The sequence below is a fragment of the Paenibacillus sp. FSL R5-0473 genome, assembly GCF_038004565.1.
In the GTDB taxonomy this organism is placed as follows: domain Bacteria; phylum Bacillota; class Bacilli; order Paenibacillales; family Paenibacillaceae; genus Paenibacillus; species Paenibacillus amylolyticus.
The window spans coordinates 3141403-3168306 of record NZ_JBBORL010000001.1; the positions used below are offsets into that span (position 1 = coordinate 3141403).

Below are 26904 nucleotides of genomic sequence, written 5' to 3' on the forward strand. Positions count from 1 at the left end.
TGCATATGCCAATCAAACGACAACTGGTTCAGGCCGGGAGGCATGCCGCCATTATACTCTTCGGTCTGCTGATGTTATATCCAGTACTATGGTTGATTCTCAGTTCGTTTAAACCGAATCATCTCATTTTCACCAGTGGCAGTCTTTTGCCTACCAGTTTCACGCTGGAGCACTATATTAATGGCTGGAAAGGTCTGCAAGGTATCTCCTTCGGCCGTTTCTTCAGCAACTCCGTGCTGATCTCGGTCATGAGTGTGCTGGGTAATGTGATCTCCTGCTCCCTTGCAGCCTTTGCTTTCTCAAGATTAAAGTTTCGATACAAAGGCCTGTGGTTCAGCATGATGTTGGTCACGATTATGTTACCTTACCATGTTACTCTAGTGCCCCAGTATATTCTCTATAATGAGCTTCAATGGATTAATACGTATTTCCCGCTGATTCTGCCTAAGTGGCTCGCGCAGGATTCCTTCTTCATCTTGCTCATGGTTCAATTCATACGCGGTATACCGCGGGAGCTGGACGAGAGTGCAACCATTGACGGCTGTGGGCAATCACAGATCTTTTTCCGAATCGTAGTGCCTCTGCTCGTTCCAGCACTGATTACAACAGCGATCTTCACCTTCCTGTGGAGCTGGGATGATTTTTTCAGTCAGATGATCTATCTGAGCAAAATCGATCTGTTCACCGTGCAGCTGGGCATTCGCTCTCTCTTCGATCCGTCAGGACAATCCGATTGGGGCGCATTACTCGCCATGTCCACCCTGTCACTGCTTCCCGTGACCATCATCTTTTTACTATTTCAGCGATATTTCCTTGAGGGCATTGCAACAACAGGTCTGAAGTAACAACACGTTTCTCATATCAATAGACAGGGGGATTTACCATGTTCAAACGTTTCATGATTGGTATGATCACTTCACTTTTGTTATTTGTAACAGCTTGCTCCGGAACAGACCATACCGGTACTAATGATGCAAGCAATGGTAATGGTAATGATAATGGAACTACCGAGGGCGGACAGGTCGAACTGCGCATTATGTGGTGGGGTGACCAGAAACGGGCAGATATTACGAATGAAGCCCTGAAGATCTTTCAGGCGAAACATCCGGATATTAAAATTGTAGGTGAATTTGCACCCTCCTCCGGATATTTCGACAAACTGAATACCCAGTTGGCATCAGGCACAGCACCAGATATCTTTTTCCTTGGGGGAAATGTCGTGGACTATGCTAAAAAAGATGTCCTGCTCAATCTGGACCCGTATGTAGGCAACGAACTGAATCTGGACGGTATGGATGAAACCATGATCGAATACGGACGTCTCGACGGGAAGCTACAACATATTTCTGCCGGTGCAAACGCACGGGGAATTGTTGTGAATCAGGCACTCTTTGAGAAGGCCGGCGTGCCTTTGCCAGCTTCGGATTGGGACTGGGCGGACTATGTCGCCATTAGCAAAGAGTTGTCCGACAAGCTCGGAGACGGTTTCTATGGAACGTACAATTTTACCGTCGACGGGATGGATATTTATCTAAAACAAAGGGGTAAACAACTGTATGACATGAAAAATGGCACACTCGGATTCGCCAAGGAAGACATTCTGGAATGGTTCCAGTATTGGGAGAAGACTTCGGCATCCGGCGGTGTAGTCACACCGGAATTGCAGGTGTCCAACCCGCATGATGACACCAGTAAATCCCTGTTAATCACAGGCAAAGCAGCCATGACTCTACTACCATCCAACCAACTTGCTGCATTCCAGAGCTTGACGGAAGATCCTCTGGTGCTACTCCCTGTACCACGAGGCCCTAAGGGAACGGGGGTTGTATTTGAATCCAGTCAGGGATTATCGGGTTATGCAAATACCAAACATCCGAAGGAAGTAGCTATATTAATGGACTTCTGGATACATGATCCTGAAGCAGCCAAAATCCTCGGTAATGACCGTGGCGTGCCCGTTACGGAAGCCAATCGAAATCTTCTTCAGGAAGGTGCAGGCCCTGTGGAGGAGATTGTCTATAACTATACAAACCTTGTCTCTGAAGCTACGAAGACTGAACCTTTTGACGTGAGTTACAACCCTCCTGGATTTGCAGAGTTCTCTAAGTTAGCTCAGACGACAAATCAGGAGATCGGATTTGGACGAAAAAGTGTGGAGCAAGCTGTCTCCGACTTCTATAACGGGACCGTTCGGATTTTTGAATCGAATCAATAAGCAGACGCTGTGAGGAGGAACATATGACAGAAGAGATATTAAATCGGCTGCGCAACATTTCGATGATGGATCAAGTTCAGCCAGTTAAACCGGAAGATCAGCAGTTATTACAAGAATGGCATGCGTCGGGTATCCGGTTTGCGGCATCGGGCGGACAACTGGAAGCTACGTATTATGCAGCGGTGGAGAATTTGCTTGCTTGTATCCTGCCCATGGGAGACAACGACCCTATTTTACAAGAAGGTGGCATCTATCTGGGATGTTGGTTAGAGAGCACAGGTACCATCAATGCAGAGCTGCTGTCTCGCCTGCTGCCTTCCGTGTCCGAAACAACGTACCTCGCATTTGCCAAGCAGCAAAGAGCAGATGGATTGCTCCCGTATAAACTCACGGCAAACGGACCCTCTTTCCGGCAAATCCAGTTGGTCACTCCGCTGGCACGCAGTGTATGGAACCACTATCAGCTTCATGGCAATCATGGGAAGCAGTCGCCTTTCCTGAACACGATGTATAAGGCTATGGTTCGTTACGATGAGTGGATTGCACGCAACCGTGATACCCGAGGAACTGGCTGTGTAGAGGCCTTCAGTACGTTTGACACCGGACATGACTTATCCCCGCGATTCTGGCATGTTCCGGATACACCTTATATGAATGATGCTTCTGCCTATCATCCGGATTCTCCGATTCTGCCTTTTCTGGCACCGGATCTGACCGCCAATATCTATTGTCAGCGCATGTATCTGTCCCGTATGGCTGAAGAACTGGGAGAATCGGGAACGGATTGGAAAGCAAAAGCCGAGTCTAGCCTGGAAAGTCTCTTCCGTTATTGTTACGACGAACAGGATATGTTCTTCTATGATCGGGATCGCAATGACGAATTGGTCAGAGTCCAATCTGATGTGTTGCTCCGCGTAATGGCCTGCGAGGTGGGCGACCGTGAATTATTCGATAACCTACTGCGTCGGTACCTGTTGAATACAAGCAAGTTTTTCGCTAAATACCCGTTTACATCGATTTCAATGGATGATCCCAGATTTGATCCCTTTTCCTCCTATAACAGCTGGGGAGGGGCATCCAATTTCCTGAGTCTGATTCGGGCGCCACACGCATTCGAGTATCATCATCGATATGTGGAGCTAACCTGGGTAATGCAGCCTATCTTGTCCGCTCTATCCAAAGATAAGCGATTTGGTCAGGTACTAAGCCCCTGGACCGGAGAACAAGGTTTTACCGAGACGTACTCACCCTCCATCCTCTGTCTCCTCGATTATGTGGAGCGACTATGCGGAATTATGCCTGTTGGATCGAATCAGCTCTGGTTTACCGGACTGCTCCCCATCGACATGGATCATGGCGAGATCGTATCTGGCAACACAGCTTATAGCCGGAAAGTCAACGGAGTAGGATATGAATTGGTCAACACGTCTGATCGCATGACGGTATATCTGGATGGCAAGGTTCATCTGGATGTCCCGTCAGGGATTCGACTGGTGACGGATCATAGTGGACATCTGGAAGGCGTTATTGGAATGAGCGTTCGCACCGTTGAGGGAGAGCTTTTCTATCAAGGAGAGCGCATTCCGATTCGGGTCAAAGGAAATGAAATGCAGCGTTATGCTGATGGAAATTTGAGCACCGAGCGCGATATTGGCATCATCCATCCTACGTATCGTTAATTGTTTGTATGCAAAAAGCGCAAGTTGCCGAGGTATACTTCCCCTGCACTTGCGCTTTTCCCTTTTGCGCGTTTATATTTCTTTATTTCTTATTCATAAGGACACAAGATAGAAATTGACGACCACTGCGGAAATCATTCTCTCTCTGGTTACAGAGGAGATGAGTTTCACCTTACACCTTCCGGTTCCACGCCGGGTGGCGATAAAATTCAATCGTATCAATATAATTTACCGTGAACTCCTGTTCCACATCCGACAAGTTCAACAGTTTGCGGTCGATTTGCTTCATCCCCATGACCACATCATGCCTTAGCAGGTCCATCGCAATTTTGCCTACAAATCCGCCTTCCATCTCTTTATGCTTGGTACGAAACTCTTCATTGTAGATCAGTTCAGGTGTGAATGCCGCTTCGACGAAAGCATTAACGAGCGTAAGCTCATTGCCCTCGATCTGCACTGCTAGATAATAATTGCCACGCTCATCCTTAATGAGGTCTTTATACATCTCTACGATCATGTGAATCACTCCTCTATTATAAAAGAAACCCCGTTAGCCTTAACGAACATGGGCTATCAAACGTACACCTTCCGACCCCGTTCCTTCATATACTAGGTACAAATGGCGAACGGAGGAATACTTATGAGCTGGCAGCATCTCCATACTGGAAAAACACTTCAGCAGCGCCTGGCAGAACTCCAGGGGCACCTTGCAGAACTGAATACTCCACTCTCCGGGTTGGAACCGGGACGTATTCGTCGTGTCTATCCAAGGCAGTTTATCAAAGTAAACCGGCAGTTATTCATTCCACTCAGTCTGAATTCCATTCGGGTATTCGATATTCCTCGAACACGGCGAGGCGTCAGAGTGGGAATCCGCACGACTTTCCCTTCCAGGAATGCATTTAACAATATCAGACTTGTGGGCGTGGGACTGGATTATCTTGAACTCCAGGGAAAAGGCAGAGTCCCTTCCCGTATTTTATTTCCTCTCTCCAGCGTCGAGTCGATCTATCGGCCAACCACCGGAAGAAAAAACCTGAAACGGGCTTGTAGGCGGAAGTAAAGCTGGTTCTTTTCGCAAGCCATACAATGGTTCCCAAATGTCTGCATACGGGTGCTCCCTTCCAATATATAATTATAACCCATGCAACCACTTATCTGCTGAAGAATCATTTTATGTCAAAAAGCGGTGAGAACAGAACTACTTCTGTATCTCACCGCTCAGCCAGTTACGGATCAAGCTGACCCTTCACATGTGTACATCAGATGCCTGTCCATACATCCTTGGCATAACGACCTTCCTGCTGAAGCTGATTAAGCCAATCTTCTGCTTCCTTCGCGGATTTGCCATGAATATCAGCGTATGCCTGCTGGAGTGTAGCTTCCACATCAGGTGCCATCTTGCTGCCATCACCGCAGATATACAGATGCGCACCCTCTTCAAACAAAGGAATCAGATGATGGGCATCGTCTCTCATCAGATGCTGTACATAACATTTCTCCTCCCCGTCTACACGGGAGAAGGCCGTATGAAGCTTCACAAGCCCTTCTTGCTGGGCTGCTTCCAGTTCATTTTTGTACAGGTAATCATGTTCGGGATTCCGGCATCCAAAGTACAGGTGGGCTTCGCCAACCTCTTGACCTTGTTCCTTCAATACATGTCTCGCCTGCAAGAAACCTCGGAATGGAGCAACACCGGTACCCGGCCCTACCATGATAACGGGAACCTGTGCATCCTCCGGCAGTTGGAAGCCGGATTCCGGTGTCCGCGTGAACATGACGATCTCGTCACCCGGTTTCAGGTTAGCCAGATAGTTGGACGCAATGCCTTTGTATTCTCCCTGTCCACTCCATGCTGGGGCGCGCACAACACTGACCGTAATACTCGCTTGATCGGGCTGAACACGCGGTGAACTGGAGATCGAATAATATCTGGCTTTTAGTGAAGGCAATAATTCAAGGAAACGCTCAAACGGCAGTTCACATGCCTCATATTTCACCAGATAATCCAGCATGGAGATCCGTTTATTCCGCACTTCATCCATATACACAGATTCATCAAGCAGCGCTTCAAGTTCTTTCTTATGCGGTGGACATACGGTGTATGCTGCCATTTCTCTCAACTGCGCACGAGTTGCCGCCTCCTGAAGCTCAACGCTATGACTGAGCAGATCATAGAGGTTCACTGGTTGTTGCAGCGGCAGATGCGCGGCACTGCGACCGGATGCATCCAGAACAAGATGCTCCGTTCCGGTGAATCCATAACGACGCAATACACGTTCCACAAGTTCCGGTGGATTCTGTGGCAGAATGCCCAGATGATCCCCTTCCTTGTAGGTTATGCCTTCAGGCAATTTAATCTCCAGGTGACGTGTGCTTCGTTCACTGCCCGCGTCGTTAAGCTCTCTGTTCTCAAGTACTTCTGCCACATGGGCATCATACGTATCCGCAAGCGGTGTTACGGCGAGCCCACTGACAAACTGTACAGATAGGGAACTGCGTTCGCTATTGGAGCTTGTGTTCAGTTTCAGTCCCATCGTTCGTGCGAGATCTGGCCATAATTGCTCTGTCCAATCCCCCACCTGTTTCTCGAAATCTCCACTGGCATCGGACTCACCCAGCGGTGATAACCGCTCTGCTCCTCTGGAAGATAACTGTTCATCTATTAAACGCGGAATACGCTGATAGGTGCTGGCCCAGTTGTGGTCACCGCATCCAAGAACGGCGAAACGCACACCCTTGAATTCATTCGCATCTGCATGTTCGATCCACTCGAGAAACATCTTGGCATTACTTGGCGGCTGACCATTATAGGATGCACTGACAATAATGACGGCACCCTCCTTTGGCAGTTTGCCAACACGATCATCCAGCGTAGCAACCTCACTCCGGAAACCCTGATATCTGGCGGTATCTGCAATTTCACGTGCAATGCCTTCAGCGGTACCCAGATTGGAACCGTACAGAACAAGCATCGGTGTGTGGTGGGCATTGGCTGCATCCGGCTCCGTTCTTTTGGCAACTGGCTTTGGTTCTTCAACCGCTACACCCGGAACGGCCATGACTGGCTGCCCGCCACGCGCACGTACACGAATTGTGAAGTTATCCGGTTTGAGCGTCAGCGTTTCTTTCACTTTTAACTGATAATCCGAATGATCTATGAAGTCAAAATGCTTCAACACCATGCCCAGTACCAGCGTTGCTTCCTGAAGTGCAAACTGCTGACCAATACAGGCCCGTTGACCGTTACCAAAAGGTTTATAGGCATCATGCGGCACTTTGCTCGGATCTTCGAACCGTTCCGGGCGGAATTCCTCTACGTCGTCTCCCCAGGCTTCGCGGTCACGATGCAGCTTGGGAATAAGTACACTGACACTGTCTCCTTTTTGCAAAGGATATTGACCCGCAAGTACCGTGTCCTCTTTTGCATACAGGGAAAATGCCGGGGCCGTAGGCCATAACCGCAGTGCTTCATTCAAAACCATGCGAACATACTTCAGATTGCGAACCTGGTTGTACGTGGGAACCGGATCTTTCAGAATCTGATCCACCTCAGCTTGTGCTTTAGCCAGCGTATCCGGATTCTTCATCAGATAATAAACGGCGAAGGATAACAGTCCACTTGTGGTCTCATGTCCAGCAATCAGGAATGTAATAATCTGATAACGGATGTTCTCATCATCCAGCGTTTCTCCTGTTTCCGGGTCCTTGCCGCTGAGCATGTGGGACAACAGATCATCTGCGCCTTCCTGCGGTTTCTCTTTGCGCTCGGCAATAATGTGATCCACCAAAGAGAACATGGAACGGATATCCTGTTCAAACTGTTTCTTTTTGGTGATCATCAGCTTGTCTTGCAGACGCAGTCGTTGCAATGAACTCATGGATTCATCCAACGCACGAACCATACTCGTAATGAATGGATGTGGTTCTTCCCGATAGAAGCTGTTAAACCGATAGTTGAACCCACACAGGCCAATCGTGTCAAGCGTAAGACGTGTCATATCATCCGGAACGTTAACCGTCTCATCCGGGTTCAATCGTGACCATTTCTGAACCAGCTGCACAGCCAGATCAATCATTTTGTTGTGATATCCCTGCATCGCACGTTGACTGAAACTTGGCAGCAGTACGTTATGGGCTTTTTTCCAATTCGGCTCCTCGGTCCAACTCGTAAATAGCCCATCTCCTGCAAAAGCACGAACCTTCGCAAGGGGTGCCCACACCCGTTTGTCGAATTTGGATTCATCTGTTACCTCGGCGACCAGTTCGTGACCGGAAATATACAATTCACTTCGTCCGGGGTACTCCATACGAAAGATCGGTCCGTATTCTTCAGCCAGTTTCACCAAGGATTGCACCGGCTCTTCAAAGTTCAATTGCGGCAAATTGCCCAGTGGGCCAAATGTTTTTGGTTGAGGCACTGAAATTGGTGGCATGACACTCACTCCTTCTTTCCAAGTTAAGAGTTCTACAACTAAAAAATAATGACTTGATTTACAGACGCGATTACACTTACTCTTCAGATCAACAGATTCAAGTTATTTTTTGCACATTTTCATATTTCATCCAGATAACGATAAAACCATTCAAAGAACTAACTGACCGAAATAGTATATTGGTCATTTTTGATCAAAAAAAATGGAGGACTTCGTTATCTTCTTTTACCCTAACATTTCCAGTTCTAATCTTCAACAGTCCCAAAGTCATAGGACCTCAGGACAGGGATTAAGGTATACTTATGATTTCTTCAACAAATTCTGAATAACTGACTCCATCTCTAATGGAGCTACTGTCGTTTCATAACGGCCATGGACGTTCCCACTGCGATCAATCAGGAATTTGGTGAAATTCCATTTGATGCCGTCACCTTGATACAATTCTGGATGCTTCTCCTTCACAAAGGTGTCCATCCACTGTCCTTCCTTCGTGTTCAGATCATATCCTTGAAATGGGGCTTCTTCAATCAGATAACGGAACAACGGATGCATCGATTGCCCAACGACCTCAACCTTCTCCAAAATCGGAAAGGATATCTGAAACTGACTTCTGCAGTACTCAGCTACCTCAGCGCTACTACCAGGTTCTTTGTCGTTAAACTGGTTGCAGGGAAACGCCAGAATCTCCAGCCCCTGATCACCATATTTCTCATACATCTGCTGAAGTTCACTGAATTGCCGGGAGTAGCTACACCGACTTGCTGTATTCACAATAAGCAGAACCTTCCCTTTAAAAGCAGAAAAATCACCGTTGTATCCCTCCATAAACGGAACTTGGTAAGAAAATATACTCATCTGTATTCATCCTCCTCTTTCTCTTTTGTACCTCATATAAATTCGCTCTTGAGATGGATTATACACCCCTATTATTAATAGGTGAAATATATAATTAATATAATTTTAATAGTTTTTAACTATAGTGAAAAAAAATAAAAAACTGCCCTCTGCAGTCAAATACTGCATCTCGGACAGTTATCAAAATCATGATGCGCCATCACGCTCAACACACCGTTAACCCATTATTAAACCATATACAATGCCTGGTCCGTGAACGCCAATGGTTAAATCATTTTCAATATCGGAAGATCGGCTTGGCCCTGAAATAAAGTGGATGCCTGCTGGAAGATTCTCTCTTCCCGCTTCGTCAAATCGATCCAGCGTCTCACCCAGTCTGGTGTACAGTCGATCTACTGGAATAATGATGATGAGCACCGTAGGCAAGAGACTGACTGAACGACCTTTTTCCGGTGAAGAAAGCACAGTGACCGAGCCTGTGTATGCTGTTGCATAATCCGCCATAACCACACCGATATCCGCCTCAGCTGCCCGAGCCTTCCAATTCTCATCAGCCTGACTATTCCAGACTGAGATCTGTACATCCGGAAGCTGCTCTTCCAATCCGAGATCCTGTAACGCCTGTTCATTCTGACGAATGATATACCTGGCACTCAGTTCATGAGATTTGTTGGCAATAAATTGAGATACTTCTTCCATGTTCTGAACCCGGGCGATGTGTGCGCCTACACTCACAAAGTTATCCGTAAATGCTTGAATACGCTTCTCTTCATCCCATTCCAATTCAGTCCAAAAATCGGGTGCTCCCCGAAAGGGTTGGGTCGGCGCATGGCGTTGCCTTGGTCTCCTCAATTTCGAAGCAATGTCATTCATGAACTGCTCCTGTTTCTCCATGGACTTCTTCTCCAATTGTGCGAGCCATTGCTGATGTTCAGTGACCATGCTTATCCTCCCCTTCCTCTCGTTCACGAATAATCTGCTCCATACGGCTGCGAACGGAAGAATCCATGGCCGGTTGCTCCTGGTTCAGTTCCTGATCCAGCTTGTTCCATTGTTGCCGGAAGGATTTCTTGGCTAGGCTTGGCGCAACCCGATAATTGTTCCAGCCTTTAAGTGGACCCAATTTGAGTGAAATGCCGTTGTTGCGTACAACCGCCTTCTGCCCGATCTGTCCCAGACGTATGGCCGCACTGAAGCGTTTGGAATTGGAAACCACGGCAGCAAAACCCTTCATGCCCATGCTCTCCATTTTGTTTCCATGGCCGTCTTCCACTTTACGCCTACGTAGATAAACGAGCATATCATGTAGCGGAATTTTGACCGGACATGCTTCATAACAGGCTCCGCACAGACTTGAAGCACCCGCAATATCGTTCCATTCATCAATGTTGCCATTGAGTGCAGGAGTCAGTACTGCGCCAATCGGACCACTATAGGTGCCGCCATAGGCATGACCTCCAATATGACGATATACCGGGCAAGCATTCAGACAAGCACCGCAACGAATACAATTCAGCAACTCCTGGAATTCGGGATCACCGAGCTGAAGGGATCGACCGTTATCCACGATAATAATGTGCATTTCATCCGGCCCATCCGCATCCGCTGTACGGCGAGGACCTGTGATGCCTGACATGTACATCGTTAATTTCTGACCTGTTGCGGAGCGTGGCAACAAGGTTGCCATGACCTCCAGATCCGTCCACGACGGGATGATCCGCTCCATGCCCATCAGTGTAATCTGCGTTTTTGGAACAGTGGATACCATACGGGCATTGCCTTCATTTTCGAACAAAACCATGGAACCCGTCTCTGCAATTGCAAAATTGCAGCCGGTCATGCCGATATCTGCTTCGAGGAATTTCTCGCGCAGCTTTTTGCGAACAAATCCAGCAAGTACCGTTGTGTCCGGCTCCAGAATTTCACCCGCTTCCTTGGATAACAACTCTGCAATCTGGTAGCGGTTCTTATGGATCGCTGGAATGACAATATGAGATGGGGCTTCGCCTGCCAACTGAATGATGTATTCACCCAGATCGGTCTCAATGGCTTCAATGCCCGCCGACTCCAGCACATGATTGAGATGTACTTCTTCCGACACCATCGATTTGGACTTCACCACCGTAGAAGCTTGCTTATGCGCCGCAATATCCAGCGCAATCGCCGCTGCTTCCACCGATGTATCTGCAAAATGAATATGAACCCCGTTCGCACGGGCGTTATTCACAAATTCATTCAGGTAATAATCCAGATACGCAATCGTATGCAGGCGAATCTGACGGCCACGATCCCGCCATTCATCCCAATTCCCATGTTCTTCTGAGGCAGACTTCTTTCCGTTACGCAATCGTTCTGTCGTGAATTTGACCGCTTTACGCAAAAAATCATCGTTCAAGGCCAGTCCGGCACGTTCTTTGACCGTAGTATCCATAACTCCCGGTTGGCTCATCCTGTTCGCACCCCCTCATACAGTAGTTCCGCCAGATGCATCACACGCACCGGTTCATTCCGATAACGCAGATTACCTGCGATATTCATCAGACAGGCCATGTCCAGACCAACCAGCACTTCAGCTTGTGTCTCTTTGACATGATCAACTTTCTCCGTCACCATCGCTCCCGAAATATCGGACATTTTAATGGCAAACGTACCCCCGAACCCACAGCAATCCTCAGCGAAAGGAAGCGGAACCAATTCCAGTCCTTTCACCTGAGAGAGCAGCGCCATCGGTTCATCCTTTACACCCAGCAGACGGCTGCCATGACAGGATGGATGATAGGTTACTTTGTGCGGAAAATGTGCGCCCAGATCGGTTATCCCGAGTACCTGAACGAGGAATTGAGTAAACTCATAAGCTTTGGCTTCCAATCGTTTTGCCTTCTCCAACCATACTGGTTCATCCGCGAACAGCTCGGGATAATGATGAATCATATACGTACACGATCCCGAAGGACATACCACAAAATCACTGTCGTCAAACGCTTCAAGAATCGTTTTGGCCGCTACCCGAGTCTCATCCCAGTACCCGCTATTGTAGGAAGGCTGACCGCAGCAGGTCTGCACCGGCGGAAAATCCAGCCGAACGCCATGAGCGGCGAGCAATCTGACCATGGCCTCCCCCACTCGGGGATAGATGGCATCGCTGAGGCAGGTAATGAATAAGGAGACCTTCATAATTACACGCTCCTATTAACTGATTAGTAGATAAATTGACTAAGAATATTTACACTGGACACTCCGTTTCGTATATTTGTGTAGTTCAATTTATATAGATAAAATCCAAAAGATTAAACCGTGATGATACCAATATCGTATCCATTCAAACGTTCTGTCTGTTCAGCCTCCAATGGCTGATTGGTAACGATCGTATGGACTGCATTTAACCCGGATACTCGGGCAAAAGCACGTACACCAAATTTACTGGCATCTGCAAGTAAGATGACCTGATCGGATATGCCAACCATCTTCTGCTTCAGCCTTGCCTGAAGTTCATTGGATTCACTGATTCCTCCACCTTCGAGATGTACACCTTTGCACGACATGAACATTTTATCCACGTGATACGTTTCCAGAGAACGCTCCGCGAGCGGCCCAACAAAAGACAACGAGCGAGATGCCAGTTGTCCCCCTGTTGAGATGACCTCAACCTTGTCACGGCTGCTTAGTTCAGTGGCGATTTGGATCGAGTTGGTTAAGACCGTCAGCGGAAAATCCGGCATGTTCGCTGCCATATAACCTGCCGTTGTGCTCGCATCCAACAGAATGCGATCACCCGGATTAATCATCGTCAGAGCCGCTTGTGCAATCCGTTTTTTCTCTTCTGCATGAGTTGTCTCCCTGATCCGGTAAGGGATCTCCGGTTGATCTTCTTTCACACTCACTGCACCACCGTGAGATCGGCGCAGTCGACCTGCCTGTTCCAACCGATCCAGGTCCCGCCGGATCGTTTCCTCCGTCACCCGGCAGCGCTCACTAAGCTCGGATACACGCATACTGCCCTTTACATTCACCATCTCCACAATCCGGTCATACCGCTCGGCTGCCAGCATGTTACACCTCACTCCCCGCTTGTGAATTAGATGAAGCCGTCACACGCAGAAATCTGCCGTAAGCATCTTCCCAGATTGATCCGTCCTGCGGCTCATACACAGTTACCGGAAATGAATCACGAATGGCCTTACGAGCTTCCCAGATATCTTTAAAAGCTCCGCTCGCCATCCATTGCACAGCCATATTCCCGATGGCACTTCCCTCTGCCGGACCTGCCCATACCGGCTTGCCAATGGAATTTGCAGTCCACTGACATAACAGGCGGTTCTGGATGCCTCCACCGACCATATGCAATCCGTTGAACGTCTGACCCGACAATTGCTCCGTCCATTCCAGCACTCTTCTATACTTCAATGCAAGACTCTCCAGAATTGCCCGGGCAATAGCCCCCTGATCCTCTGGTAACACTTGCCCTGTATCACGGCAATACTGACGTATACGCGTCGTCATATCTCCTGCTGGCATGAACAGTTCATCATCCGGATCAAACAAACTGGCAAATGGAGGTGCCTGTTCCGCCTGCGCCAATAACGCATCATAGCTAATTCCCTGCCCCTGGCGCTCCCACTCCCGCATGCTTTCCTGCAAAATCCATAGTCCCATAATGTTCTTCAGCAGACGGAATGTTCCGCCCGCCCCGCCTTCATTCGTGAAGTTCAAGGCCAGACTCTGGCTACTTATCGCAGGATGATCTATCTCCGTACCCATCAGGGACCAGGTTCCACAGCTCAGATAAGCAAATGAACGTTCCGTTGCAGGAACAGCCACAACGGCTGAACCCGTATCATGCTCCGCAACAGCGATCACGGGAATCGGGGACAATCCCAGATCGTTACAGATACTGCTTCGCAATTGTCCAACACGGGTACCTGGCAACACGGCTTTACCAAACAGTTTCTCCGAAATACGAATATGCGCCAGCAACTCACTATCCCACTGCCCCGCTGATGGATTGTATAATTGTGTTGTGGTTGCATTGGTGAACTCATTCACCGCTTCCCCTGTCAGGAAATAACGTAGCAAATCCGGAATCATGAGAAAACGCTCTGCTTCATGAAGCAACGGGGAACCGCTGCGTTGAAGCGTTGCCAATTGATACAGGGTATTAAAGCTAAGAAACTGTATCCCTGTACGTTCGAAGATTCGCTGAGAGCTCAGCTCTTGGCGTACCTGATCCATCATGCCGTTAAACTGTGTATCACGGTAATGATACGGGTTACCAAGCAACTCACCATTACTGCCAAGCAAACCAAAATCAACGCCCCAGGAATCGATCCCCAGGCTCTCTGGCTTTTCTCCCTGCTGTTTCACCAAGGTAAGCCCCTGCAACAATTCATGATGCAATCGCAGAATATCCCAGTGCATCCGCTTGCCAACCTTCACTGGTTCATTCTTGAACCGATGAATTTCGCTTGTTTCGATCCCTCGATCATTCAGATGTCCCAGTAGCGCTCTCCCGCTCCCAGCGCCCAAATCATAAGCCAGCACACTCACCGCGCTTCACCAACCTTTCGAACCAATCCTATTTTCCAAACGGTATCACTTGATTCAGTCCGTAACCCTGTACTTTATTCTGTATTTATTGTTTGTTTGTTTTTGTTTAATACTGTTTTACTTTATTTTACGAGTATATCACCATTGTAAGCGTTTGAATACCCTTCGGTTTTTCTTTCTCTTGTGTATACCAAAAACGACTCTCTCCCACCTGGGAGGAGCCGCATTTCTTTTCTCACGTATAAAACTGGCTTTTACTTATCCCCGACTGGGGCTGTACATCTCTCTCAAAATGCTTGAAACGTGTCCCCTGATACGTAAGCATCCCTCGATCATTTTCCACCATCATGCCATAATGGTTTCCGCCAACAATCAGTTCAGTGCGCTCCCCATTGTCGAATTCAAATGTAACATAATACCGGGTAGTCGCACTGCTATCGCCGCTTCCACCTGAGACTTCCGTTCGTTTAGCCACCACTGTTGAGTGCAGGGTTAACAAGGCTGCTGCGTTATTTGACATCCCTGAGCGTATGCCTGAAAAAATAACAAAAACAATGACTCCCGCAATGATGAGAAATATGGCACCAATGAAAATCGAAGCAAATGCATTCATTGCAGCAAACTCACTAAATCCCGAAAAAAAACCACCCTGATTGCCTTCAAAACCTGGTACTCCATTCATGTCGTCAAACACACCAAAGCCGTCTACGCTTAATCGGCCCATCGATGAGGACACGCTTGTTAACGCCATTCATCATCGTTCCTTTCCCCTTGCAAAAATAAGATGCACCGCCCCCACGCAAGGAAGGCGGTGCATGCAGACAACCCGTTCTGCCTTGTCCATATACTATATGAACCAGATCAGGAATACAGACGTTCAAGTTCGTCGACCAGACTGCCGACATAAGCAACCGCAGAGCGAATCGGCTCAGGTCCGGACATATCCACACCCGCAAGCTTCATTAACTCCTGTGGTGTGAGACTTCCACCAGCTTTGAGTGCATCAAGCCAGCGATCTACCGCAGGCTGTCCTTCTTCCCGAATCTGCTGTGCAGCCGCTGTGGAAGCCGTCAAACCTGCCGCATAGGTATATGGATATAATCCCATATAATAATGAGGTTGTCTCATCCACGTGATCTTGGCCCCTTCATCAATTACCAGATCAGGTCCCCAGAATTCGGAAAGGATGTCTCCTTTGAGCTGACTTAACGCCTTTGCCGTAATGGGCTCATCATTGGTTGCGCGTGCGTACACCCTGCGCTGTAATTCACCTTCCAGCAGATGTGTAACGAAGTTATGGTAATACGTGTTCAACAATTGCAAAATGACCCAGCGACGCATTCTCGGATTATCGGAACGCTTCAATAGATTATCGGCCAGCAGCATTTCATTCATGGTCGACGGCGCCTCAATGAAATAAAGAGATGGCCGTGTATTCGTGAGCCGTTGGTAACGTCCCGCAAGCATGAAGTGGCCTGCATGCCCCACTTCATGGGCAAGTGTAAATGCTCCGCGCATATTGTTTGCCCATGAAATTAAGATATAGGAGTGTGAACCATATATCGAGGAGCAGAATGCACCTGTTGATTTTCCTGCGTTATCTGCGTAATCCACCCAGCGATCACTGAATGCGCGCTCTACGATCTCGCCGTACTCCGGCCCAAGCACATCAAGTGCTTCTCGAATGAGTATGCACGCCTCATCATATGTAATGGCAGGGCTAAATTCAGGATCAAGCGGAGCCTTCAGATCACAAAACATCAGTTTGTCCAGACCCAGCTCACGTTTCTTGAGAGCCGCCAGTCTGCGCATATGAGGTGCGAGTTCCTGCTGGATAATATCCAGAATATTATTGTACATCTCTTTGCTCACTTGCTGTGGGCTGAGAAGCATATCTGTAACATCGTCGTAACCACGCAGCCTGGATAAAACAACCTGTTTCTTCACCTCGGTTGCATAACCTTCTGCAAACGTATTTTTGTAATCATTTAATGTCGAGCTGAATGCAGCATAAGCAGAACGGCGCAGCTTTGTATCAGACGACATCTCATAATTATTTTCATAGAATGACCAGGATAACGGACGATTATTGTCCTCTCCATCGAGAGCATCGTCAAAGGTCATGTCTGCCAGTTTACCGCGCAGATAGATACGGTATGGCGAATCCAGTACCTCTCCTAATGAAGCGAGTACCTTCTCGGTCTCGGGCGTAAGCCGATGTTCTTTTTCTCGAATCAAACGCTCCAAACTGCGCGCATACGGCTCCAATCCCGGAAGTTCTTCAAGGTAACGTTCAACGGTTCCCTCCGGCAGATCAACGATCTCCGAATTGACAAAAGACAAGGACGAAGACAGATTTGATAGGATATCTCCTGCCTTGGCTGAATTCTCAATATTGACCGGATTGGTGCTGTCCTCTGACTGCTTCAGTCGAGCATAAGAAGCCGTCTTGCCGATCCGCTCCTGCAAAGCTTCACGCGCATCCAGACAAGCCAGCAATTGTTCAGCGCCTTCGCCCAGACGTCCTTTGAACGTTTCGATCTGGGCAGCAGCCTGAGGAAGTGATCGAAGCTCCTGCTCCCACTCTACATCGGTTACAAACAAGTCTCTCAGATCCCAAGTCGTTTCTGGGTTTACCTCAGCACGTGTACGTATTTTTTCCATCTTTAGTTGTCATCCTCCTTGCATTTCCAATATCTCTCATCGTATCATATTCTGCTCATTTATACATGACAATGATTACTCCTTATTACTCCGCTGGCAGAATAGCCTTTCGATCACTGTTATCCCCGGATTTTTTGATTCTTTTTTTTAAAGGTGAAAATCCGTTGATAAAGGCGAACGCTTCGCTTCTTAAGTCTATTTCTGCCCGCTGCGTTTGGAGTAAACTATTGATCCACTGTCCAAAATTTAAAAGTAACTAAAAAACCGCTGGTTTATGGAAGTATCCATTTACCTAGCGGTCATTCTGAATATAACTTATTTAGCTTTCTTTCCAAATTACATTTTCACCATAGTTTTTACCCCAGTTATACATCGCGTGCAGGACGGGCATCAGACTTTGACCGTGATCTGTCAACGTATATTCCACCCGAGGTGGTACCTCTGCATATACCTTGCGCTCAATCAGTTTGTCTTCCTCCAGCTCACGAAGCTGGTTGGTCAGCATCTTCTGGGTGATATGAGGGATTAGGCGTTTCAGCTCACTGAAACGTTTGGTGCCTTCCAGACCCAAATGCCACAAAATAATCAGTTTCCATTTGCCACCGATCACCGCAAGGGTCAATTCCTTCTCACAGTTGATTTCTTTCAGATTAATCCGTTCCTTGACTTCGGCTGCCATGGCTCCGAGCCCCCTCATCTTCAATCTTATATCGCGTATATTACACATATCACGGGGACACTACACATGAGGTAAGCTTTCCGCTCCATGCATGATGTAATAAGTACATTCATTCGATACAGCTATCTATTAATTCTACTACAGCCTGGTCGGGATGCAAAGTTTAACTGAAAATCACGGATAAAACCTATACAGATGAATGATTATGTATCGCAGAAAAGACCAGAACCCTTCATAATCAAAGGATTCCGGTCTTTCATCTATTCACTATTCCAGGTTCGCGTGGCGGCCAAACATATCCGCTCCGGTCATACCCTTCATTTCCATCATCGTAAGGATGAGAGCATCCATGCCGATTAACAGTCCTTGTTCGAACAACGAGCCCATCGGCTGAATGGTTACTGCCGCTCCGGAAGTTGCTGTGTCCTCTTTCGCTGAAGCCGGGAGACGCACTACCGTAGTTGCCAATTTCCCAATCGTGGACTCTGGCTTAATCGTAATGAGACCTACAGGCGCACCAGCCTGATTAGCCTTTTGAGCCATGGCCACCAGACTGCCTGTCTCTCCTGAGCCAGAGCACAGCAAGAGGAAATCTTTCGAGCTGATCCCAGGTGTTACGGTTTCGCCCACCACATATACACGAAGCCCCATCTGCATCAGTCTCATGGCAAAAGCCTTCCCCATAAGTCCTGACCGGCCTGCTCCTGCTACAAAAATCTGTTCCGCAGCCAGAATGTGCTCAGCCATCGCTTGCATCTCTGCATCGTCGATCTGGCTTAACGTACGTTCCAGCTCCTTCAAGATGTCAGCTGCGTACTGTGTTTTGCTCATCTTCTTACCCTTGTTTAACGAGACGTTGCATTTCAGCTGCAACTGCCGCTTTGTCTGCTTGTCCTGTGATACCGCCGCCTACAATAACCAGATCCGGTTGTGCTTTGATTACTTCTGGCAATGTTTCCAGCTTGATTCCACCAGCGACAGCCGTTTTAGCGTTTTTCACAGCTGCTTTGATCGTTTGCAGATCTTCGAACGGGCTTTGTCCTTCAGCTTGCAGGTCATAACCTGTGTGTACACAGATGTAATCTACGCCAAGCGCATCAATTTCACGAGCACGTTGTTCCAGGTTAGGCACGTTGATCATGTCCACAAGAACTTGTTTGTTTTGTTTCTTCGCTTCTGCTACTGCACCTTTGATCGTGCTGTCATTGGTTGCCCCAAGCACAGTGATTAGATCCGCACCAGCTTCAGCTGCTTTCATGATTTCATAACCACCAGCGTCCATGATTTTAAGGTCTGCAAGAACTTGCAGATTAGGGAATGCTTCTTTCATCGCTTTTACCGCGTGCAAACCTTCATTAATAACGATTGGAGTACCAATCTCAACGATATCAATATATTGTTCAACCTCTTTAACCAATGCGATACCTTCAGGGATATTTACCAAGTCAAGCGCCAATTGCAATTTCATCATTTATTTCTCCTTTGTTGTTCAAGTATGATTCGTTCCTGTAAAAATAATAATCAGATATTTAGCCTGCACCAATTGGTCTGTTCAGATGCATGCAGTGTTTGTTTTGGCTACTCACTCATTGTAGACCCTGACTATCCATTCAGGAAGTACGCACTTTGAAGTGGGGTAGTTACTTGGGGGATACTATTGATAATTATTCGTTGTTAGGTGAATCAAATATAGAATTAATCCTCTATTCCAATCCACATGCTTACAGCAGAACAGCAGCCTAATCATCCAATTATATATTCAATATAAAAGACCCCGCCACATGGCAGGGTCTTTATCTTTATCGTTTCATTTTCAATCCAGCCAAAGCTGGTTTAGAAATTTATCATTTTACAGATATACAGGTTTCACGCATACCGGCTTGGATACACCTGTGCTGTGACCAGTGTATTTCAGACGTCCGCTCTCCTGATCCACCGTGAATGTCACGAGGTTGTTCGTATCGCGGTTAGCTGCGATCAGCAATTTGCCGTTAGGTGTCAGCGCAAAGTGACGCGGGTGCTCACCTTCTGCAGATACATGCTCAACCAGTGTCAGGTGACCTTTGTCTGCATCTACTGCAAATACAACGATGCTGTCATGTCCACGGTTAGAACCATATACATAACGCCCATCATTGGATACCGTGATTTCGGCTGTTGTATTCTCTTTGCCATCATATCCATCAGGCAGTGTGGACACTGTAGACAATTCAGTCAACGTACCCGCTGCTGCATCATATTTGAACGAAGTAATGGAAGAATCCACTTCATTGATAACATAAGCGAATTCACCATTCGGGTGGAATGCCAAGTGACGTGGGCCTGCTCCCGGATGTGTTTTGGTTTCACTGTGCAGCACAAGTTCATTTTTGTCTGCATCAATGGAATAGATCGCGATGTTATCTGCGCCCAGATCCTGTACCATCATGTATTTACCATCCGGGCTGAAAAATGCGGAGTGAACATGTGGCTTGTCCTGACGTTCAGGATGCGCACCTTGTCCTTCATGTTTCTTCTCGTCCAGAAGCGCTCCAACTTCACCGTTATCCGTCAAGGCTTGCAGACCTACCAGACCACCGTGGTAGCTGGAGAGGATCAAGTATTTGCCGGAAGGATCGCGCTGGATATGACATGGTGGAGCTGAAATGGAGTCATTCCGGTTCAGCAACGTTAATTTTCCTGTAGAAGGATCAATGCTCAGAGCTACAGCTTCAGACATTTTGTTGCCTTCAGCTGACGCTGTTTCACCAATCGCATACAGTTTGTTACCTTCAGCATCCACGTTGACAAACGTTGGGTTTTTCACACCAGCGATGCCGTCAAGCTTGGACAAGCTGCCTGTATCCTCATTCAATTCATATGCATAAATGCCCTCATTTTCCGCTTCGGCGTAAGAGCCAGCAAGTACGAGCAAGCGTTTTGATTCACTCATTACAGTTTCCTCCTCTATGTGTATGTAATCTTGTTGCACCTCTTCTATAATAAATCTGCCATATCAAAATAGCAATCCGCTGTCGCTGCACATCAGGGAAATCCTTAGTTAAGCAAGGCGATTACTACACATCATCATACTGAAATCCATTCATATGAGGTGCATCTTCTGCTATGATAAGATAGGTTTTTCATCCAGAAGGGACTGAGTTGCATTGCTTCACTCATTTTTACTCACGTTATATCATGTGTTCCTGCCGATATCACTTCCCGTGATCGGAGGTATTCTGTTAAAACGCTTCAAGAATTGGGATACCCGGTCGCTCTCGACCTTTTCCCTTTATATTTTGAGCCCTGCGCTCATCTTCAATACATTGCTGCATGCCGAGATTACCTGGACGGACGTCACCAGCACGTTCTGGTTCTCTATTATTAATCTGATTGCTCTGTGGGCACTCGCCGAGCTGTTAAGCCGGATTTTCCGTCTGGGTGCAAGCGAAAAAGCGGGTCTCACCCTCGTCTCCACGTTTACAAACTGCGTGAATTACGGGCTCCCGCTTGTACTGCTTGCCTTTGGTCAACTTGGACTGGACAAGGCTTCCGTCTACGTCATTGGACAGATGATAATTGTTAATACAGTAGGTATCTTTTTTGCCGCGCGATCCGAATTCACGGTGAAAGATGCGATCCTGTCCGTTTTCCGCATGCCATCCATCTATGCTGCTGGCATCGCCATTGCGCTGCGTGCGTCCAATCTGAGCCTGCCTGACGCACTCGATGGAGGCATCTCCATGCTGGCTGCGGGCTACTCGCCTGTCGTTCTCGCCATTCTGGGAGCACAGATGCTCAGACCCAAAGGTGCAACGGCACCTTGGCTGCCCAATGTACGCCGAGCCTTCTGGACCGGACTTGTGGTCCGTCTCGCAGCTGCGCCAATCCTGTCCTGGCTGATACTGACCGCGCTTCAGGTCGAAGGCACGTTGTTCAGTGTACTGCTGATCCTCGCATCGATGCCGACCGCAGTGAACGCTGTTATTTTGGCTGAACAGTTCAATGCTTCTCCGCAGTTTGTATCCCGCTGCATTCTGTGGACCACAGCTGCATCCATGTTGATGCTACCCATTATGATTGTGATGGCTTCCTGATTAATACCGGAGGTGATACCGAAGCGATATCCGCTTGTCGGCGTTTCTCCAGCCGGCGTTCATAACGCCGGTTGAGCGCTCTGACGTAGAAGAATTTTACGACAAAGTACGAAATCACACCCAGAATGACACCAAATACGGACATGCCTGCCAGGATATCCAGTCCACCAAGCAACAATTCACTCACGGCCGACCAGTTCCCGCGAAACAGCTCCATGAATGCACTCTCATGTACCGGTCCCTGTCCCATGCTGTGCGCAGGCAATATCCATGAGCCAATTTGTTTCGCGAGCGGCATCAGGATAATAGGTAAAAACGTAAGTTTCCCGATCACATTACCAACAATGGCTGCTGGCACCGAACCCCCAGACAGTCGCACAATCGGATAAAATACGAGATATATCAGGGAAGCCGTCGAGATCACGATCAGTTCCAGTCCAAACCCTATGGCAAATCCGGTAGATACTTTATGGGCACCTCCGGGAGCACGTAACAATTTGAGAAAATTCAGCTTCATAACACGTGTTAAACGTACCCAGCGGTTAGTCTTGCGCTTCTGTGTGTTCATACCGAATTACTCCTTATTTTACACAAATGACAACTTGAATCGTCTATTCTTCAGTATATCACACCGCGTTAGCAGCTGTAGTAACAATGACCGGTTGTGTCTCCATCTGGACATTACCTGCCACCGCTCGGGAGATCATACAGGAGGATTCAGCCTTATGCGCCAGGCGCTCAGCCTTGGTCAGATCCGCTTCCGAAGCATCTTGGCTGAGTACAATCCGGGGTCTATGTACGATCCGTTCGTACGTAAATACGTTATTTGTAACATCTACCGTTGCTTCCGATTCAAGCGTCAATTCATCTGGTGTAATGTCCGAACGCTCCAGCATCGCTGCCAGCGTGATCAGGTAACAGGTGGAGGCTGCACCCAGCAGCATCTCGTCCGGGTTAGTTCCCGTACCGGGTCCGCCCATCTCCTGCGGAATCGATATGACCGTTTTTAATCCACCTGCATCGATTGTTCCCTCACTGTTACGCCCACCATTCCATACCGCTTTCAGATGAAAAGGATGTTTCATGACATTCATTCCCTTCTTGTTTACACACGTATACACGTAATATTCTGCTCGATCAATGCGCTAACGTGCTCTTCATCTACACCCTGATCTGTAATCACTTTGCCCACACTGTTCATCTCAGCAACTCTGGTAAAAGCCTGTATGTTAAACTTGCTGGAATCTGCAAGTAAAATGACCTCATCCGCAATATGGATCATCTTTTGCTTCACCAAGGCCTGTAATTCATTGGATTCACTGATGCCTTTGGTCAGATGCACTCCTTTGCAAGACAGGAATACTTTATCCACATGATAGGCATCAAGCGAACGTTCCGCCAGCGGTCCTACAAAAGACAATGACTTCGAAGCCAGTTGCCCACCTGTGGCAATCACACGAATCTGTTCCTTGTTACTCAGCTCAGCGGCGACCTTAATCGAGTTGGTTAATACCGTCAGTGGAATGTTTGGCAATCCTGCCGCCATATACCACGCCGTTGTACTTGCATCCAAGGCGATCCGGTCGCCGGATTCCACCATTTTCACCGCTTCGATTGCAATTCTGCGTTTCTCTTCTGCATGGGCTACAGCCCGTTCGGGATACGGAATCTCCGACTGTAATTCATCCTTGTATTTTACGCTGACCGCCCCGCCATGGGACCGTCTGAGCCTGCCCGCCTGTTCGAGCTTATCCAGATCACGACGAATCGTCTCTTCCGTCACCCCGCAGCGCTCACTAAGTTCGGTCACACGCATGCTGCCTTGCGTATCCACCCATTCCACTATTTTCTCATACCGTTCAGCTACGAGCATATTCCTTCACTCCAAACCGTTGATTATCCAGTTGATCCTGTTCATCCATCATACCACAGAGCGATGACAAGGAGAATTTGGACCATGTGCAAAAAGAGGGAGCTTTCGCCCCCTCCATTCCAGTTCTGAAGTGTATCTTATTTATCTTCTGCCATAGGGAACCAGCCCGGTGTGTGGATGATTGCATTCCACAACCCGTCAGGGATAACCAGACGTTCCTGATCGGATTTGGTCAGAATCGTCTCGATATCTTCTTCACGTCCGCTCTCGATTTTCTCGACCCAATCCGGTTCGATAATCAGTTCACGTCCAATGGCTAGCAGAGGTACTCCCGTTTGGAGCGCCTCAGCGGCCTGATCAGCCGTATGAATTGAACCTACGCCGATTACAGGCAATTTGCCGTTCACACGATCCAGGATGAATTCCATTCTCGAACGTGTATCTGCTTCGCCACGTCTTGGCTTGGACCAGAACTCGTTCACAGAGACATGAAGGTAATCCAAGTTTTTATCCTTCAGCGCATCCACTAGTAGGTACGTATCTTCCATTGTGAGTCCCGGTGTTTCCGGTTCTTCCGGAGAGAAACGGTAACCAATGATGAACGGCAGTTTGGTATGTTCGGCAACTACTTTCTGAATCTCATCCACTACAGCAAGTGGGAATGTCAGACGTTTCTCGACACTACCACCCCAACGGTCTTCACGTCGGTTGGAATGCGGGGAGAAGAATTGCTGGATCAGATAACCATTAGCACCGTGAATCTCAACACCATCAAAGCCGGCTTCGATTGCACGACGTGTCGCTTCACCAAAGTCTTTGATAATCGAAGTAATCTCGGCATCCGTCAACTCTCTTGGTTCAGGAGAGCCCGGACGCTCACTTGCAACCGCACTAGGAGCAACTACTTGACCCGCAGGTACAGCTTGTTCAGGCGTCAGACGGCCCGCATGGAAAATTTGCAATACAGCTACGGAGCCCTGTTGTTTCATGGTATCAGCCAGTTTTTTCAGACCAGGAATGAAGCGGTCGTCATATACGCCAAATTGAGCCGGGAAACCAATGCCTGTCTCTGTTACATGCCCTACAGCCGTAATTGACATGCCCGCACCACCGGTGCGACGTGCATAATAAGCAAGTTCAGCGTCGGATATCGTACCATCAGCATTCGAGGACATATGAGTCATGGGAGCGAGCACGATACGGTTTTTCAGTGTAATGCCAGTCGGTAGTGAAACTTGTTCAAACATCTGGTTAAACTTTGGATTCATTCGTGGTTCCCTCCTGGTTATAAATATCTCTTTTAATAGATATATGAATATATGCGTTCACTTACTGTAATGATTATAGTTACGTTTCACTGCAATTGCAACTTTTCATTTTCAGAAAGGAAAAAAAGAGCAGAGTGTCTCCAGACTCTCAGCCCTCTTCCTTTTCTTCACATCTTCCAAAAGATACTCAGAAACTCCGAACGTAAGCCAGCTTCTGATCCATCTCTTCTACGCATTCGTAACAATCGTGTTCATCGTTGGCGACCATTGGGGTTACTGGATACAGATTCATCTCTGTACTGTTATACGATTTCAATAGCGGTAACAACTGAGTCACCCGTGTATTTGCCGGGTCAAGCCAGGTGTTGATCTCTTCTTCGGAAAGGATCGCTGGCATTTTACTGCCAAACTCGCGTGTAACCATATTTGCGCCTGTCATAAGCATCGTGCAGGTACGAAGCGGCTCTTTCCGTGTATCTCTCCACACCTCATATAACCCAGCAATCCCAAACAGGCCACGATCCGGCATAACAACACGAACCGCATAACTTTTTTTGCCCTCTTGCCGCCAGTAATATAATCCATTGCAGGGAATAACGCAGCGCTTGGTCTCTACCAGTTTGTAATAGGAAGGATTCTCATGCACCGTCATGAGGTTTGCGTTAACGGCATCACGCCCCCAGAATGGAATGAACCCCCACCGGAACTCATCCAGTACACGCTCACCATCCTGATGCAAAATAATCGGCGTATGCTGGGTTGGACTGATATTGTATCGGTTTTTGTAATAATACATCACTCGCTGAATCTTGAAATGATCTCTGACATCGTCCAAATCGGCTGCCAATGAAAAACGGTTGCACATGTTCAAGCACTACCTTTCCCTATGAGAAGTTGAACGTATTGTTTGTAATTTTAGGGAAATTATTCATGAACATTGAACAGGAAATGACTTATTTTGACACCATTAGGGTCGGATCAAGATATATTTCATGTTTTTCACGACAAAAACAACGACCTCGGACTCATTTCAACTCCAATATTACTTGTTACTATAATAGAGAATAAAATACATTTATTGGAGGTTTTAAGTATGAAAAGGAAGTTTTTGATGAGCATCATGTTGTTCTCAGCGATTGCGATGTTTGGCAGTACCATCTATGCGGCAACCTTTCTGACCTACGGTTATCCCAGCACCACCATCCCCATTCGTACGTATAATTACGCCGCCGCATGGCAGACTCCCATGGACACTTCCCTTACCAACTGGAACAATGCAGGTGCCAAAGTTAAATTCACCAAAACAAGTAACTCTCCAAACACCATCACCGCAGGAAACTTCAATAATACAGCATATGGTGTCAACTACGCCTCCGTATCCGGCAGTCAAGTCGTAAGCTTCCGCATCGAACTCAATGCATCCACAATCACCCCTGACGCGACCAACTTATCCAACTTCATTCAAAGCGTATTTGTCCACGAACTCGGACACTCCATCTGGCTCGGTGACAACCCGACAACAAGTAGTCCTTCCATTATGTCTTACTCCCGTAACCGCAATTCCATGACCCAACCCCAAACTTTTGATATCAATAACGTAAAATCCAAGTACTAA

Annotated in this window: 25 protein-coding genes; 6 read left to right on the forward strand and 19 right to left on the reverse strand. The window is 47.7% G+C overall.

Going from position 1 to position 26904, the window contains the following annotated elements:
- The first annotated feature begins 5 nt into the window (after positions 1-5).
- From MKY28_RS13440 to MKY28_RS13450, 3 genes are read left to right on the forward strand one after another with little or no spacing between them, the layout of a single operon-like run.
- Entirely contained in the window at positions 6-845 is an 840-nt protein-coding gene (locus MKY28_RS13440; RefSeq protein WP_340936176.1) for a carbohydrate ABC transporter permease, read from the forward strand.
- A 38-nt stretch (positions 846-883) separates the two neighbouring features.
- Positions 884-2215, forward strand: coding sequence for an ABC transporter substrate-binding protein (locus MKY28_RS13445; protein WP_340936177.1), 1332 nt, complete (start codon positions 884-886; stop codon positions 2213-2215).
- 23 nt (positions 2216-2238) lie between these two features.
- A complete protein-coding gene (locus MKY28_RS13450) occupies positions 2239-3894 on the forward strand; it encodes an MGH1-like glycoside hydrolase domain-containing protein (protein ID WP_340936178.1) in 1656 nt (551 codons plus the stop codon).
- A 172-nt stretch (positions 3895-4066) separates the two neighbouring features.
- Here the strand turns inward: MKY28_RS13450 and MKY28_RS13455 are convergent, their stop codons facing one another.
- Positions 4067-4411, reverse strand: coding sequence for a hypothetical protein (locus MKY28_RS13455; RefSeq protein WP_340936179.1), 345 nt, complete (start codon positions 4409-4411; stop codon positions 4067-4069).
- 123 nt (positions 4412-4534) lie between these two features.
- On the opposite strand from MKY28_RS13455, the gene MKY28_RS13460 reads away from it, so the two are divergent.
- Positions 4535-4957 (forward strand): hypothetical protein, encoded by a 423-nt coding sequence (locus MKY28_RS13460; protein ID WP_340936180.1) that lies wholly within the window; start codon positions 4535-4537, stop codon positions 4955-4957.
- 199 nt (positions 4958-5156) lie between these two features.
- On the opposite strand, the gene MKY28_RS13465 is transcribed toward MKY28_RS13460, so the two are convergent.
- The 13 genes from MKY28_RS13465 to MKY28_RS13525 form a co-directional block, all read right to left on the reverse strand.
- Positions 5157-8330 carry a bifunctional cytochrome P450/NADPH--P450 reductase gene (locus MKY28_RS13465; RefSeq protein ID WP_340936181.1) on the reverse strand — a complete coding sequence of 1058 codons (3174 nt, stop codon included), beginning with the start codon at positions 8328-8330 and terminating at the stop codon, positions 5157-5159.
- Positions 8331-8630: 300 nt separating this feature from the next.
- Positions 8631-9185 carry a glutathione peroxidase gene (locus MKY28_RS13470; protein ID WP_340936182.1) on the reverse strand — a complete coding sequence of 185 codons (555 nt, stop codon included), beginning with the start codon at positions 9183-9185 and terminating at the stop codon, positions 8631-8633.
- A gap of 216 nt (positions 9186-9401) precedes the next feature.
- Entirely contained in the window at positions 9402-10127 is a 726-nt protein-coding gene (locus tag MKY28_RS13475; RefSeq protein WP_017688925.1) for a LutC/YkgG family protein, read from the reverse strand.
- On the reverse strand, positions 10117-11634 hold the full coding sequence (locus tag MKY28_RS13480) for a LutB/LldF family L-lactate oxidation iron-sulfur protein (protein WP_340936183.1): 1518 nt from the start codon (positions 11632-11634) through the stop codon (positions 10117-10119). Before MKY28_RS13480 ends, MKY28_RS13475 begins: the two co-directional genes overlap by 11 nt.
- On the reverse strand, positions 11631-12359 hold the full coding sequence (locus MKY28_RS13485; RefSeq protein WP_017688927.1) for a (Fe-S)-binding protein: 729 nt from the start codon (positions 12357-12359) through the stop codon (positions 11631-11633). The genes MKY28_RS13480 and MKY28_RS13485 overlap by 4 nt, the downstream gene beginning before the upstream one ends.
- Positions 12360-12472: 113 nt before the next feature.
- Positions 12473-13234, reverse strand: coding sequence for a DeoR/GlpR family DNA-binding transcription regulator (locus tag MKY28_RS13490; RefSeq protein ID WP_340936184.1), 762 nt, complete (start codon positions 13232-13234; stop codon positions 12473-12475).
- 1 nt (position 13235) lies between these two features.
- Positions 13236-14729 (reverse strand): rhamnulokinase, encoded by a 1494-nt coding sequence (locus tag MKY28_RS13495; RefSeq protein ID WP_340936186.1) that lies wholly within the window; start codon positions 14727-14729, stop codon positions 13236-13238.
- Between the two features lie 235 nt (positions 14730-14964).
- The gene (locus MKY28_RS13500; protein WP_339188018.1) at positions 14965-15480 is read right to left on the reverse strand and encodes a DUF2500 domain-containing protein; all 516 of its coding nucleotides are present in this window, start codon (positions 15478-15480) and stop codon (positions 14965-14967) included.
- A gap of 110 nt (positions 15481-15590) precedes the next feature.
- Complete coding sequence (gene pepF, locus MKY28_RS13505; RefSeq protein WP_340936187.1) at positions 15591-17393, reverse strand: oligoendopeptidase F; 1803 nt, start codon at positions 17391-17393, stop codon at positions 15591-15593.
- A 319-nt stretch (positions 17394-17712) separates the two neighbouring features.
- Positions 17713-18072 carry a winged helix-turn-helix transcriptional regulator gene (locus MKY28_RS13510; RefSeq protein ID WP_062833989.1) on the reverse strand — a complete coding sequence of 120 codons (360 nt, stop codon included), beginning with the start codon at positions 18070-18072 and terminating at the stop codon, positions 17713-17715.
- Between the two features lie 267 nt (positions 18073-18339).
- Positions 18340-18903 (reverse strand): 6-phospho-3-hexuloisomerase, encoded by a 564-nt coding sequence (gene hxlB, locus MKY28_RS13515; RefSeq protein ID WP_036608850.1) that lies wholly within the window; start codon positions 18901-18903, stop codon positions 18340-18342.
- Positions 18904-18907: 4 nt separating this feature from the next.
- Complete coding sequence (hxlA, locus tag MKY28_RS13520) at positions 18908-19540, reverse strand: 3-hexulose-6-phosphate synthase (protein WP_036670570.1); 633 nt, start codon at positions 19538-19540, stop codon at positions 18908-18910.
- A gap of 381 nt (positions 19541-19921) precedes the next feature.
- Entirely contained in the window at positions 19922-21004 is a 1083-nt protein-coding gene (locus tag MKY28_RS13525) for a lactonase family protein (protein ID WP_076318669.1), read from the reverse strand.
- 214 nt (positions 21005-21218) lie between these two features.
- On the opposite strand from MKY28_RS13525, the gene MKY28_RS13530 reads away from it, so the two are divergent.
- Positions 21219-22148, forward strand: coding sequence for an AEC family transporter (locus MKY28_RS13530; RefSeq protein WP_340936188.1), 930 nt, complete (start codon positions 21219-21221; stop codon positions 22146-22148).
- Here the strand turns inward: MKY28_RS13530 and MKY28_RS13535 are convergent.
- The 5 genes from MKY28_RS13535 to MKY28_RS13555 all read right to left on the reverse strand — a co-directional run bounded on the left by MKY28_RS13535 (position 22126) and on the right by MKY28_RS13555 (position 26154).
- Positions 22126-22716 carry a DUF2062 domain-containing protein gene (locus tag MKY28_RS13535; RefSeq protein WP_074094725.1) on the reverse strand — a complete coding sequence of 197 codons (591 nt, stop codon included), beginning with the start codon at positions 22714-22716 and terminating at the stop codon, positions 22126-22128. The two genes, MKY28_RS13530 and MKY28_RS13535, sit on opposite strands and share 23 nt — an antisense overlap.
- Positions 22717-22774: 58 nt before the next feature.
- Complete coding sequence (locus MKY28_RS13540; protein WP_340936190.1) at positions 22775-23233, reverse strand: OsmC family protein; 459 nt, start codon at positions 23231-23233, stop codon at positions 22775-22777.
- A gap of 20 nt (positions 23234-23253) precedes the next feature.
- Positions 23254-24021 carry a DeoR/GlpR family DNA-binding transcription regulator gene (locus MKY28_RS13545; protein WP_340936191.1) on the reverse strand — a complete coding sequence of 256 codons (768 nt, stop codon included), beginning with the start codon at positions 24019-24021 and terminating at the stop codon, positions 23254-23256.
- A 137-nt stretch (positions 24022-24158) separates the two neighbouring features.
- The gene (locus MKY28_RS13550; protein WP_076327800.1) at positions 24159-25289 is read right to left on the reverse strand and encodes an NADH-dependent flavin oxidoreductase; all 1131 of its coding nucleotides are present in this window, start codon (positions 25287-25289) and stop codon (positions 24159-24161) included.
- A gap of 187 nt (positions 25290-25476) precedes the next feature.
- Entirely contained in the window at positions 25477-26154 is a 678-nt protein-coding gene (locus MKY28_RS13555; protein WP_036608866.1) for an SOS response-associated peptidase, read from the reverse strand.
- A gap of 228 nt (positions 26155-26382) precedes the next feature.
- Here MKY28_RS13555 and MKY28_RS13560 point away from each other — a divergent pair, with 228 nt between their 5' ends.
- Positions 26383-26904, forward strand: coding sequence for a hypothetical protein (locus MKY28_RS13560; protein ID WP_076318667.1), 522 nt, complete (start codon positions 26383-26385; stop codon positions 26902-26904).